At 72.3% G+C, this 12,408-nt stretch carries 12 protein-coding genes and 2 pseudogenes; 8 read left to right on the top strand and 6 right to left on the bottom strand.

The genetic code is table 11. From position 1 onward, the window contains the following. Positions 1-202 precede the first annotated feature (202 nt). Together QUY26_RS38835 and QUY26_RS38830 are read left to right on the top strand one after the other, a co-directional pair. Positions 203-1,003, top strand: coding sequence for an SAM-dependent methyltransferase (locus tag QUY26_RS38835; RefSeq protein WP_289955164.1), 801 nt, complete (start codon positions 203-205; stop codon positions 1,001-1,003). A 73-nt stretch (positions 1,004-1,076) separates the two neighbouring features. After that, a complete protein-coding gene (locus tag QUY26_RS38830; RefSeq protein WP_289955162.1) occupies positions 1,077-1,658 on the top strand; it encodes a snapalysin family zinc-dependent metalloprotease in 582 nt (193 codons plus the stop codon). A gap of 106 nt (positions 1,659-1,764) precedes the next feature. Here QUY26_RS38830 and QUY26_RS38825 read toward each other — a convergent pair whose 3' ends face one another. The 3 genes from QUY26_RS38825 to QUY26_RS38815 form a co-directional block, all read right to left on the bottom strand. Continuing rightward, positions 1,765-3,489: an acyl-CoA dehydrogenase family protein gene (locus QUY26_RS38825; protein ID WP_289955160.1), complete on the bottom strand. Its 1,725-nt coding sequence runs from the start codon at positions 3,487-3,489 to the stop codon at positions 1,765-1,767. A 79-nt stretch (positions 3,490-3,568) separates the two neighbouring features. Further along, positions 3,569-4,144, bottom strand: a complete 576-nt coding sequence (locus tag QUY26_RS38820) for a PadR family transcriptional regulator (RefSeq protein ID WP_289955158.1) — start codon at positions 4,142-4,144, stop codon at positions 3,569-3,571. 96 nt (positions 4,145-4,240) lie between these two features. Next, the gene (locus QUY26_RS38815) at positions 4,241-5,983 is read right to left on the bottom strand and encodes a dihydroxyacetone kinase family protein (RefSeq protein WP_289955156.1); all 1,743 of its coding nucleotides are present in this window, start codon (positions 5,981-5,983) and stop codon (positions 4,241-4,243) included. Between the two features lie 250 nt (positions 5,984-6,233). Between QUY26_RS38815 and QUY26_RS38810 the strand changes: the two genes are divergently transcribed. Then, entirely contained in the window at positions 6,234-7,085 is an 852-nt protein-coding gene (locus tag QUY26_RS38810; RefSeq protein WP_289955154.1) for a helix-turn-helix domain-containing protein, read from the top strand. Positions 7,086-7,109: 24 nt separating this feature from the next. Here QUY26_RS38810 and QUY26_RS38805 read toward each other — a convergent pair whose 3' ends face one another. From QUY26_RS38805 to QUY26_RS38795, 3 genes are all read right to left on the bottom strand, one after another. Continuing rightward, complete coding sequence (locus QUY26_RS38805) at positions 7,110-8,339, bottom strand: serine hydrolase domain-containing protein (protein WP_289955152.1); 1,230 nt, start codon at positions 8,337-8,339, stop codon at positions 7,110-7,112. Between the two features lie 91 nt (positions 8,340-8,430). Further along, positions 8,431-8,877, bottom strand: a complete 447-nt coding sequence (locus QUY26_RS38800) for a cupin domain-containing protein (protein WP_289955151.1) — start codon at positions 8,875-8,877, stop codon at positions 8,431-8,433. 87 nt (positions 8,878-8,964) lie between these two features. Continuing rightward, on the bottom strand, positions 8,965-9,543 hold the full coding sequence (locus tag QUY26_RS38795) for a serine hydrolase domain-containing protein (protein ID WP_289955149.1): 579 nt from the start codon (positions 9,541-9,543) through the stop codon (positions 8,965-8,967). A gap of 6 nt (positions 9,544-9,549) precedes the next feature. Between QUY26_RS38795 and QUY26_RS38790 the strand changes: the two are divergent. The 5 genes and pseudogenes from QUY26_RS38790 to QUY26_RS41265 all read left to right on the top strand — a co-directional run. Continuing rightward, positions 9,550-10,182: pseudogene (locus QUY26_RS38790) on the top strand (IS5 family transposase); the annotation flags it as partial. A 197-nt stretch (positions 10,183-10,379) separates the two neighbouring features. Next, on the top strand, positions 10,380-10,724 hold the full coding sequence (locus QUY26_RS38785) for a hypothetical protein (protein WP_289955148.1): 345 nt from the start codon (positions 10,380-10,382) through the stop codon (positions 10,722-10,724). A gap of 143 nt (positions 10,725-10,867) precedes the next feature. Then, on the top strand, positions 10,868-11,812 hold the full coding sequence (locus QUY26_RS38780) for an NADP-dependent oxidoreductase (RefSeq protein ID WP_289955147.1): 945 nt from the start codon (positions 10,868-10,870) through the stop codon (positions 11,810-11,812). 69 nt (positions 11,813-11,881) lie between these two features. After that, entirely contained in the window at positions 11,882-12,007 is a 126-nt protein-coding gene (locus QUY26_RS38775; RefSeq protein WP_289955143.1) for a hypothetical protein, read from the top strand. Between the two features lie 234 nt (positions 12,008-12,241). Continuing rightward, positions 12,242-12,400: pseudogene (locus QUY26_RS41265) on the top strand (phosphatase); the annotation flags it as partial. Positions 12,401-12,408 lie beyond the last annotated feature (8 nt).

Here is a 12,408-nt window from a genome sequence, read left to right as displayed (position 1 = left end):
GGCGAGCGGGCGACTTGTCGACAAGCGCGTGAATCGGACACGCGGTGCGCCGGCTTCGGCGGCATCGCGGAGCCTCGTCGGCCCCGCTCGCGCACAACTGCCGTGGACTTCCCCTTTGTTGGCCGTGAGGCCGCTGTTCGCGCAGAGGTTCAGCGCTGTACCGTCTGGCACGACCCACCACAGCGAGGAACGGAGCCCACGCATGTCCAGCCCCCTGGATCGAGTCGACACCTCAACAGCGCACTCCGCTCGGGTGTACGACTACATTTTGGGCGGCAAGGACCACTACCTCGTGGACGTCGAGGCGGGCGACGCCATGTGCCGGCACTGGCCGTCGCTGCCGGTGCACATGCTGGAGAACCGGCGGTTCATGCACCGCGCGGGGCGCTTCCTGGCCAAGGACAGGGGAATTCGGCAGTTCCTCGACATCGGGACCGGGCTGCCCACCGCCCCCAACCTGCACGAGGTGGTGCAGGAAGTCACCCCGGATGCCCGCGTGGTCTACGTCGACAACGACCCCATCGTCCTCACCCACGCCCGCGCCCTGCTGCAGAGCAGCCCCGAGGGCGCGACCGCGTACGTGGACGCCGACATGCACGACCCCGACGCCATCCTCGACAGCCCGGAGATGCGCGAACTCCTCGACCTGAACCAGCCGGTGGGCCTGATGATCATCGGCATGCTGCACTTCATCCTGCCGCCCGACGACGGGCGGCTGGTGCGGCGCCTCCTCGACCCGCTCCCCTCCGGCAGCTACCTGGCGATGACCATCGGCACCGCCGACTTCGCGCCGGAGGAGGTCGGCCGCGTCGCCGAGGAGTACGCCCGGCAGAACATGCCCATGGTGCTCCGCGACCTGCCGACCACCACAGCGTTGTTCGACGGGCTCGACCTGGTCGAGCCCGGAGTGACCCAGGTCCACAAATGGCGGCCCGGCAGCGGACAGCGGGACGTCCGCGACCGGGACATCGCCATGTACGGGGCGGTGGCACGCAAGCCCTGAGACCGCCGCACCCTCTCCCCACACTCTCGGCCCCGCACGGAGCCGAGCCCCCCCCACAAGTGAAGGGAAAGCAATGGTGCACTACATACGGCTAGGAATAGCCGGCACCGCCGCGGCGGTCGCCCTGACCCTGGCGCCCGCCGCGAACGCCCTGTCCGCGCCCGAACCGGACGCGGCGAAGAAGGCGTCGGCCGTCGTGACGCTCCGCTATGACGACAGCCGCGCCGCCGGCTGGGAGGCGGCCATCGCGGCCGGAGTCGCCTCGTGGAACTCCAACGTCGACAACGTCAAGCTCGTCGAGGCCCCGCCCGGCACCCGCGCCGAGATCCAGATCGTGGCCACCAGCGGCTGGCCGCAGGCCACCCTCGGCCCGGTCCGCCCCGGCGGCAGGGCCCAGGTCCAACTCGGCCAGCAGGCGGTCACGGACGGGCACGACAAGACCCGCATCGCCGCCCACGAGCTCGGCCACAATCTGGGCCTGCCGGACACCAAGCCCGGCCCGTGCTCCCAGCTGATGTCGGGCTCCAGCGCCGGTACCAGCTGCAAGAACGCGGTCCCCGACGCGGCCGAGCAGGCCCGCGTCGAGGCGGCCTACCGCAACGGCGCCGCAGCGCGCTTCCCGACCGACGGCCGCACCCTGGTCGACGCGCGGTAGTCACCTCCCCCGCGCGCAAACGTCCGTAGCACCCCGCACTGTCACAGCGCCACGGTGCCTGGCCGCGACCCCACGCGGCCAGGCACCTCGCCGTCGGCCCGCAGGGCTAGGGCGCCATCTCGTAGGCCCCGGCCAGCGCCTCGACCCGCTCCCAGACCCGCGCCGAGCGCGCCTCGTCGACGACCGGGCGACGGACCGCGCCGAGCGCCCAGGCCTGCTGCGCCCCGGTGGCGGAGTCCTTGCCGTGCAGCTCGACGGCGTACGCGGAGAAGTCCCGGACGAGCACGGCGAACAGCTCGTCGAGCACGTCCTGCTCCAGGCCGGTCAGGCGGGCCTGCTCCAGGATCAGCTGGCCGTGCACGACGAGCGCGAACAGCTGGCCGACGGCGAGCAGCAGGTCGAGGTCGCGGCTCTGCTTCTCGTCGGGGGCCGCGGTGGTGACGAACTCGCAGAGCGCGTCGGCCTGTTCGCGGAAGCGGGCGACGTTCGGCACCTCGGCGTAGGCGTCGAAGGCGGTGCGCCAGTCGTGGAAGCGGATGGCGCCGAGGCCGCGGGCGGGGCCCTGCCGGAACAGGAAGTCGTCGTCGGTCGCGTCCAGGCGGGTGGGCACGGGCGCGTACTCGGCCGGGTTCAGGAGGTGGTTGCCCATGAACTTCAGGATCAGGGCGAGGTTGACGTGGACCGTGCCCTCCAGCTTCGGCAGGCCGCGGATCTCGGTCGCGGCCTGGGCGAAGTAGGTGTCCTTCTCGAAGCCCTTGGCCGCGATGACGTCCCACATCAGGTCGATGACCTTCTCGCCCTCCGTGGTCACCTTCATCTTCGTCATCGGGTTGAAGAGGAGGTAGCGGCGGTCGTCGGGGCCCGCGGAGCGGAAGTAGTCCACGGCGCGGTCACTGAACAGCTTCATGCCGACGAGGCGGACGTAGGCGTCGGTCAGCTCCCGGCGCACGTGCGGGAAGGCGGTGACGGGACGGCCGTACAGGATGCGGTTGTGGGCGTGCGTGACGGCCTCGTACATCGCGTGCTCGCAGATGCCGATCGCGCCGGTGCAGAGGTTGAACTTGCCGACGTTGACGGTGTTGAGGGCGGCGTCGAAGGCGGCACGGCCGGTGTGCAGGACGTCGGCGGCCGCGACCGGGTAGTCCTCCAGGCGGAACTCGCTGACGTACTTGGAGGAGTCGACGACGTTCTTGACCAGGTGGTACGCCTCGTGGCGGCTGTCGGCGGCGAAGAAGACGTAGCCGTCGGGGCCCTCGACGTCGGTGCGGCGGCCGAAGACGGAGACGAGACCGGCGGCGTTGCCGTTGCCGATGTAGTACTTGGAGCCGCTGGCCCGGAACCCGCCCTGGCCGTCGGGCTCCAGGAGCATGTCGGTGGAGTAGATGTCGGCGCCGTGGGTCTTCTCGGACAGGCCGAAGGCGAACACCTCGCCCTGGCTGAGGAGTTCGGCGGCGCGGGCGCGGGCGGCGGCGTTGTCGCTCTGCCAGACCGGGCCGAGGCCGAGGATGGTCACCTGCCAGGCGTACCAGTAGTCGAGGCCGTAGAAGCCGAAGATCTCATTGAGGGCGGCGATCCGGGCGGTGTCCCAGCGCTTGTCGCCGTGGCCTTCCTGGGCGTCCGCCGCCGGGGTGAGGAAGGTCGCGAACAGACCTTCCTTCGCGGAGAAGGCGAGGAAGTCCGCCAGCCAGGCGCGGGAGCGGTAGTCCTCGATCAGCTTGCGCTTGCCGCGCGCCTCGAACCAGTCGACGGTCGCGCGAAGGAGCCTGCGCGTCTCGGCGTCGAAGTGGGTCGGGTCGTACGTGCGCGGGTTGAACAGCAGCTGGTCGGCCATGGCGGTTCGCCTTTCCGGCTCGGGAGTTGAGGGAGGGCTTCGGGGAGAGGAACTTCGGGCAAGGGCGCTCGCGCCCGGTTCAGCGCTCGGGGCCGGGGCGGCCGAGTTCGCCGAGTCGTCGCAGGGTCGTGATCACGTCGTCGAGCCAGGCGAGCGTCATGCGTTCGTACGCGATGCCGCCGCGCAGGACGACGTGCTGAAGCTCCTGACCGGCGTCGCGCGCCTCTGGGGCCTCGGGGCCGGTGAAGTCGCGCCGCTGACCCGCGAGGTAGTGCGCGAGCCGGTCGGCGTGCGCTCGGCGGTGGCGCTCCACCTCGTCGATCAGGGCGGCCGGGTCGTCGAAGGCGGCGCCGCGGATCTTCACGGCCAGCTCGTGCCGGACGCTCTCCGGCTCGATCGGCTCGTGCAGCCACCGGGAGAGCGCCGTCCGCCCTGCCGCGGCGACGGAGTACTCCTTCTTGTCCGGCCGGTCCGGCTGCGCCACCTCGCGGACGTCGACCCAGCCGTCGTTCTCCATGCGCTTGAGGACGCGGTAGATCTGCTGGTGGGTCGCGGCCCAGAAGTAGCCGATGGACCGGTCGAAGCGCCGGGCCAACTCATAACCGGAGCCCGGCTTCTCAAGGAGGGAGACGAGGATCGCGTGCTCGAGCGCCATGCCCGAATCCTTCTATGCAACTCGTTGCATAGACAAGTGGCCCTGCCCAGGTGAGACACGGCTCACCTGGGCAGGGCGGTATCCGGCCGGGCCGGGTCAGAGCACGGTCACGTACCCGGGGGCGGGGAGACGGGTGGCCATCGTGGGCTCGTGGATGTCGGCGAGCGCGACGAAGAGCAGGGCGACGGCGAGCGCGCCCGGGTCCGGCACGCCGAGCGCGTGGTCGCCGACGTAGCTCGCGCGGCCGCGCCGGGGACGCAGCGAAGCGGTGGAGAGGGCGCCGCGGATCGCGGCCTGCGCGGCGGTGGTCAGCGGCGCCTGCGCGTTCTCCGAACCGTCCGCGGGCCCGCCCTCGGCCGCGGCGGCCAGGGACTCGGCGGCGGGCGCCAGCGCGTCGACGATGGTGCAGTCGCCCACCTGCGCCCCGCCCACGCGGTGGATCGCGGCCTGCGCGCCCGCCGTGGCCTCGGCGAGGGCCGCGACGGACGGCGCCCGCCCGGCGCCGGGCTCGGCGGCCGCCAGGTGCTGGAAGAGCAGGCCGAACAGGGGGCCGCTGGTGCCGCCGACGTCGTTGAGGAACGCCTCGGCGAGCGCGGCCACGCCGTCGGCGCCCGACTCGTCGGCGAGCTTCACCGCGCGCCGGACGCCGCCGGAGAGGTTGTCGCCGAAGTCGCCGTCGCCGACGAGCTGGTCGAGCTTGGTGAGGTTGTCGCGGACCTGGGCCACGATGTCCGCGTAGCGGTCGAGCACTTCGCGGCTGCCGGCGGCGAGGGCGGGCGCGGGCTCGGCGACCGAGGTGGTGGTCGCGGACCGCTCCGGTGCCGTGGCGGCACTGTCGGCGCCCAGGGGACGGGGCAGGGTGAGGGGCGTTTCGGCCGGTGCCGTCCACAGGTCCGCCCAGCCCTCGTCGAGGCGGGTGAGGGTGAGCGAGAACCCGGACATGTCCAGGGCGGAGGTGTAGGTCCCCGCGACGGTGAGGACGGGGCGCAGGCCGCGCTCGGCGAGCCGCTCGGTCAGCAGGACGCTCACGGCGTGCAGTTCGAGGTCGGTGGTGGCGCCGAGGCCGTTGACCAGGGCAAGGACCTCGTCGGGGCCCGCCGGAAGCGCGTCGAGCAGGTCGTCGGCCATCCGCCGGACGAGGTCGTCGACCGGGGGCCTCGCGATGGTGCGGGTGCCGCGCTCGCCGTGGATGCCGACGCCGTAGTCCAGGACTCCGGCGTCCAGGGTGAAGGCGGGCGCCGACGTCGTGGGCGAGGTCTGGGCGCGGGCCGCGACGGCGATGCTGCGGGACCGGGCCACGACGCGGGTGCCGAGCTCCTGGAGTTCCACCAGGGACGCGCCCCGGTCGGCGGCGGCGCCGAGCAGCTTCTCCACGACCACGGTCGCGGCGGTGCCGCGGCGGCCGGTGGCGCTGTCGGCGGCGTCGGTGGCCAGGTCGTCGTCGACGAGGACGGTGGCGACCGGGATGCCGTCGTGCCGCAGACGCTCGGCCGCGATCTGGAAGTTGATCACGTCGCCCGTGTAGTTCTTGACGATCAGGAGGACGCCCTCGCTCCTGGCGGCGGCGACACCGGCCTCGTAGATCTGCCGGTTGTGCGGGGAGGCGAACACCTCACCGGGGCACACCGCGTCCAGACCGCCGCGTCCGAGCAGACCGGTGTGCAGCGGCTCGTGCCCCGAGCCGCCGCCGGACACCAGCGCCACCCGCCGGTCGGGGTGCGGGGCGCGGGCCCGCAGGAACAGCGGCGCGGCGTTGACCTCGACCTTGTCGGGGTGGACGAGGGCGAGACCGCGCGCTGCGGTCAGGACGGGGTCGGTTTCCGGCAGGAAGTAGGTCATCGGTCGTTTCTCCGTAGGTCAGGGCGCGGGGTCGGTGGCGGAGCGTCGTTGGCGCCGCCGGCCGTGCCGACCGGGCCCACCCTGGACGTCGTACCGCGCCCAAGATCGGAACGGTGGCGTTCCGGAACCATGAGGTTCCGGTGAGGGAGTCCGGCATGCGATCCTGCCACCTGCGCCGAAAGGCCGCGAATCCACCGCCCGTACCGAAAAACCCCTGATCAGCCCCATCATCTTTGCGAGGTCTTTACCCTTGACGAACGCGCGACGCGAGGACCTCGGCCGCATGCTCCGCTCCTGGCGCATGGCCCGTGACCCCGCACGGGTGCCCGGCATCGCACCCGCGCGCGGCCACCGCAGCTACCTCACACAGCTCGACATCGCGCTGCTGCTCGGCGTCTCCGAGCGCTGGTACCGGGCGCTGGAGAAGGGCGAGGACCGCAGGTACGGCCGCGAGATGATCGCCGGGATCGCCCGGATCCTGGATCTGTCCCCGCGCCAGACGGCCGCACTGCACCGGGGCACGGGCCACGAGCCCCCGGCGCGCCGCCCCGACACGGCACCCGCGGGGACGGAGGAAGGCGCGGGGCCAGGGACCGGATCGGGCGGCGCGCTCGACCCCGCGCTCGTCCAGCTCATGCGCGAGCAGCGCCACGTCAGCTTCCTCTGCGACCAGGCCTGGGACGTGGTCGACGCCAACACCGTCGCCGCCCGCCACTGCCCCTGGCTGGTGCGCCCCGGCGCGAACGTCATGACCTGGGCGTTCTCGCAGGAGGCCCGCTACCAGCTGCGGGACTGGGACAGCAGCTGGGCCGTGCCGCTGCTCACCCGGCTGCGCCTGGCCTGGCAGCGCTGGCCGGACAACACCCGCCTCGACGAGGTCGTCGGGACGGTGCGCGCCGCTCCGGGCGTCGCGGCGTTCTGGGACGCCCCGGCACCCGCGCCGACGGAGCCGGCCCCGGAGGACGACGTGCGCCCGATGTACTTCCCGCTGCTCGCACCGGACCCCGTCGACGTCCGTGTGCTGGCCTGCGGCCCGTACGACGACACGTCGCTGCGCTGGTACCTGGTGATCCCGAAGGACGGGACCCTCACGTTCCCGTGACACGGCTGGGGCCCGCGCGGCCCGTCACCCCGCGCTGCGGCACAGAGCGTTGTCGACCAGCTCACGCAGGACGTCCTCCTGCCGGGCCGCGGCCTTCGGCTCCGCCGAGCGGCTGTGCGCGGAGACGGTGACGGTGCGCCTGCCGTCCGGGGTGGTGGCGGTCCGCATGACGTAGCCGAAGCCGCTGCCCCCGTGCCCGAGGTAGCTCCCGCCGCAGGACAGCGGGGTGGAGAAGAGGCCGAGGCCGTCCTCGGTCCCCGCCGGGTGGCCGCTGTCCGGCGGCACCGGGACGGTGGTCCGCATGGCGGCCAGCTCGGCGGGCCCGAGGAGGCGTCCTGCGGCGAGGGCGGAGAAGAAGCGGTTCGCCTCGTGTGCCGTGCCGGTCATCGAGCCGTCGGCGCCGCTGTCGAAGGGGCGGTAGGGGTACGTGGTGTCGATCCTCGGGCCGCCCGCGGCGAACTGCTGGTAGTTCACCGTGTGCGGGCCCGGCAGGAACGGCGACGTGCCGGTGTCCGTCCGCCGCAGCCCGAGGGGGCGCAGCACGCGGTCCTCGACCTCCCGTTCCCAGGTCCGGCCGGTCAGCTTCTCGATGATCATTCCGGCGAGCACGTAGTTGGTGTTGGAGTAGGCCCAGCCCTTGCCCGCGGCGAACTCCGGCTCGTGACGCACGGCCAGGGCCACCAACTGCTCGGGCCGGTAGGTCTGCCGACGCTTGGCGAAGTAGGTCCGGGCGCTGGGGTCGGGGAAGACGTCGCGCGTGTAGTCGTACAGACCGCTGGTGTGCCGCAGCAGATCGCGGACGGTGAGGGCGCGCCCGTCGTTCCCGGAGCCGGAGACGACACCGGGAAGGATCTCGTCCACCGACTGGTCGAGGGAAAGCCGCCGCTCGCCCACGAGTTGCATCACGACGGTGGCGACGTACGTCTTCGTGATGCTGCCGAGCCGCAGGTAGCCGTCCCGCGGGACCGGTCGCCCGGTCTTCAGGTCGCGCACTCCGGACCGGGCCTCGAAGGAGCCGCGCGGGGTTTCGAGGCGCACGGCCACGCCCGTGACGCCCGCGTCGCGCAGGGCGTCGGCGTCCCGTTGCAGGGCTTCGCGCTGCCCGGGGTGCGGGGCTTCGCGCTGTCCGGCGTCGCCTTGCGCGGGCCGGCCCTCGGCGGCGGGGCGGGGCAGTGCCGATGCCACCGCGGACGGCAGCGCCGAAGCAGCGAGCGCCAACGCGCCGACTGACCACAACAATCGACGAATGATCATGCCCCGAGGCTAGGAACACCGCAGGCAACGGCCCATCCGGCCGGCCCCCTTCGAGAACGGGGGCAGGCCGGATGGACACCGCGGCTCGGGGCTACGGCTGTGCTTCCGCGCCGGTGTGCTGGTACAGCTCGGGCACCGAGACCTTGATCGGTTCCTGCGTGGTCCGCGCGATCACGACGACCACGGGCTCGTCCGGGTCGGGGTTCTCCTCACGGTGCGGGACGAACGGCGGCACGAGCACGAAGTCGCCGGGGTCCGCGGTGATCCGCACCTCCTGCGTACCGTCGTGGAAGACGAACACGGGGTGGCCGCTGACCACGTAGATCCCCGCCTCCGACGCGCCGTGGTGATGGTTGTCCGTCGCGCTCAGCGGCGGGTTCTCGACCCGCCCCATCCACAGCCTCCTGGAGCCGACCGTGCCGCCGCTGATGGCTGCGTAGCCGTCCAACTCGTCGGAGCGGACGTGGTGGACACGGTTGTTGAGCGGCGCGTCGCCGCCCGTGACCGGTGCCGTTGCGACGTCTTCGCGGGTGTTCATCGCCTGTCCTCCTGATGGTGTACGAGGGCCCGTCGGCCGGACATCAGGTTGTGACGACGAGCGCCAGATCGACAACTAATGTTGCTGCTATGGCAAGTTGCGCCGGTCGCACAGCGCCCGTGTGACCATGCGCGTCACGGCCCGGTGCTGGGGCAGGGTGTCCGCGGCCGACGTGCTCCACTCGGTGGACATCGAGGCGGTGACGGCGACGCTCCCGTCGTCACTGACGGCGTCGCGGCTCGTATAGCCGAGTTCGTCCCCGCCGTGGCTCCAGTACCAGCCCCCGCACGGCAGCCTGCCCTTCAGGAGTCCGAGGCCGTAGCGCGCCCCGGGGTAGGGCACTTGGAACTCCTTGTTCAGTGGGACGGTGCGCTCCATCTCCTTGAGCTGAGCGGGTTTCAGGACCTTGCCTGCGAGCAGGGCGTGGAAGCAGCGGTTCAGGTCGGCGGTGGTACCGACCAGGCCGCCCGAGGCGTTGGCGCCCTTCAGGAGGGTGACGTCCACCAGCTCGGGCTCGGTGGCGAAGCGCTGGTAGCCGCGGGCGTGCGGCGTCCTGATGCGGGCCGAGTCGTCCGGGTGGTACGTGTGCCGCAGCCCGAGCGGCTTCAGGAGCCGCTCGCGCACCTCGACGTGCCAGGTGCGGCCGGTGGCCTTCTCGATGTCCATGCCGAGCAGCAAGTAGCCGACGCCGGAGTACGTATCGACTGGTCGTCGGTGAGCGTGGACTCGACCGTGTGCCGCGCTCACCAGCACGCGGCCGGTGCCCGCCGACAGGCACCGCACAAGCCCGGCAAACGAACCCGGCCTGCCCAGCACCGGCCCGACGAAGCCCTCGGCCGCTCACGCGGCGGCTTGACGACGAAGATCCACCCGGTCGGTGAGGGCGCGCTGCGGCCGTTGGCGATGCTGCTCACGCCAGGGCAGTGGGGCGATGCCCCGCAGATGATCCCGGTCCTGGAGCGCATTCGCGTGCTCCGCCCGGCCGGTGGTCGCCCCCGCACCCGGCCGGACCATCTCGCCGGTGACAAGGCGTACAGCTCCCGCCGCAACCGCCGGTATCTGCGGCGTCGGCAGACCAAGCACACCATGCCCGAACGCCGCGACCAACGGGCCCACCGGCAACGCCCGGGCAGCAACGGGGGCAGGCCCACCGGATTCGATGCGGCACGCTACACGCGCAGGCACGAAGTCGAACGGATGATCAACCGGTTGAAGATCCACCGGGCCGTGGCCATGCGCTTCGACAAGAGGGCGTACGTCTTTCACGCCACCGTCGCCGCCCTCTACCTGTGGCTGCACTCCTGACCCACCGGCGCGCATCGGGAGGTGACTCGGATGGCGGAGCGCCCAACCCTGCACTCCTTCTGCAGATGACACCTCCGCACGCCCCGGGATCACTCCTTTGCGCTGAAACGATCACTCAACAGGTGCCCGGCCAGGGGACAAGATTCCCACTGGATGGTTGGCCGCCGGTCAACGTCCGCCAAGCAAGGGAATCCCCCATGCGTCTTCGCCATACCGTCGGCGCCGCTCTCGGCGCCCTCGCCCTCGCCGTCACGATCCCCACCTCGGCGGCCCACGCCGACGCCGCCGGCATCTTCAAGTACCAGTGGGGTCTCCCCGGCCAAACGAACTACGGAGAGATCGTCAGCCCTAAGACGGAGGTCTGCCACCAGATCCCCCAGGTCGAAGACAAGCCACTGCTGAACGCCTTCAGTCCCATCAACAGCACCGTGCAGACGGTGTGGCTCTTCACGGAAGACGGGTGCGACGGCCCCTACACAAAAATGGTCGCGGGCTCCCAGGACGGGCCGCTGCGCCTGTTCAAGTCGGTGTACTGGCCGTAGTAAAGACCTGATCCTTCCCGCCCCGGTACGGCGTACGCCCCCGTACCGGGGCGGTCCCGCGCCCGGAGGACACTCGACCCGTCGGACAGGCCCTGGTCGACCCGCGCGGAATACCGTCCGGACACCCGGAGTTGCAGGGCGGCATGAGAGCCATAGGTGTCCATGACTACGGCGGCCCGGAAGCACTGCGGGTCCTGGATCTGCCCGAACCGCAGGCGGGCCCCGGCGAGGTCCGCATCCGCGTGCACGCGGCCGCCGTCAACCCCACGGACGTGATGCTGCGTACCGGAGGCCACGCCGTCCGCATGCCCGACCGGCGGCCCCCGTTCGTGCCCGGCATGGACGCCGCCGGAGTGATCGACCAGGTCGGCCCCGGGGCTGACGACCGGCTCCGCGTGGGTCAACGGGTCGTCGCCCTGGTCCTGTTCACCGGCCCGCGCGGCGGGGCCTACGCCGAGCGGATCGTCGTCCCGGCAGCGTCCGTGGTTCCGGCACCCGAGGGCGCGGACTTCCCCGCCGCGGCCACCCTCCTCATGAACGCCATGACCGCGCGCCTCGCCCTGGACGCGCTGGCCTTGCCGCACGGCGGGACCGTCGCCGTGACAGGTGCCGCGGGTGCCGTCGGCGGGTACGCGGTCGAGCTGGCGAAGGCCGACGGCCTGACCGTGATCGCGGACGCCGCCCGCCACGACGTCGAGGCGGTGCGCGGCTTCGGCGCCGACCACGTCGTCGAGCGCGGCTCCGGGGTCGCCGACCGCATCCGCGCACTGGCCCCCGACGGTGTCCCCGGCCTCGTGGACGGTTCCCTGCAGACCACCGACACGGTGCCCGCCGTCGCCGACGGCGGGGCGCTGGCCGAGCTGCGGGGCTGGTCCGGACCGGCCGCGCGCGGCATCCGGGTGCATCCGGTGATGGTGGCCGACGCCCTCACCGACACCGAGCGCCTCGACACGCTGCGCCGCCAGGCCGAGGACGGCACCCTGACGCTGCGCGTGGCCGAGGTGCTGCCCGCCGACGAGGCGGCCAAGGCCCACCGCATGCTGGAGTCCGGCGGGCTGCGGGGCAGGCTGGTCCTCGACTTCTCCTGACTCTCCCGAGGACGACCGCGCCGACTTCCGCACTGGGGTGAACCCGCCCAGGACGGACAGGAGGCCGGCGTGGCCGGGACGACGGACAAAAGGACAGTCGCCGAGGTGACGGCCGAGCCGGCCGAGCTCGATGGCGCCAGGACGCGCGCGGTGAACGAGCCGGTGCGCCGACAGGACGACAAGGCGGGAGCCTGAGGTCCGAGGAGTCCGACGGGCGGGCGACGGCTCAACGGGCGGGAGCCTGCCGCCCCGCGGGCTGATGGCATGATCGACCCGTGACCAGCGACCTCGCACAGCCCCGTTCCGCTGCGTACGGGCTGTTCGACGTCGACGGCACGTTGATCGACGCCGTCGCGAACCAGCGCCAGGCCCGGAAGGCGTGGGCCGCGCGCTACGGCCTCGCCCCCGCCACCGTCCACGAGGTGGCCGCCGGCCGGAGTCAAGGCCCGGCTCCGGGCCGGGATGACCGTGTGGGGCGTCAACGCTCCCTTCGCGGTGGCCGGCGCGCACCGCCACGTCGGGAGCCTGCGCGAGGCGGTGCCGCACCTACTCGCCTTCGCGAGCGGAGCTCAGCCGCGGCGCGCTTGACCTTGACA

It is taken from the genome of Streptomyces flavofungini (assembly GCF_030388665.1).
GTDB classification, from domain to species: Bacteria; Actinomycetota; Actinomycetes; order Streptomycetales; family Streptomycetaceae; genus Streptomyces; species Streptomyces flavofungini_A.
This window is presented reverse-complemented; position numbering and strand designations above follow the sequence as displayed.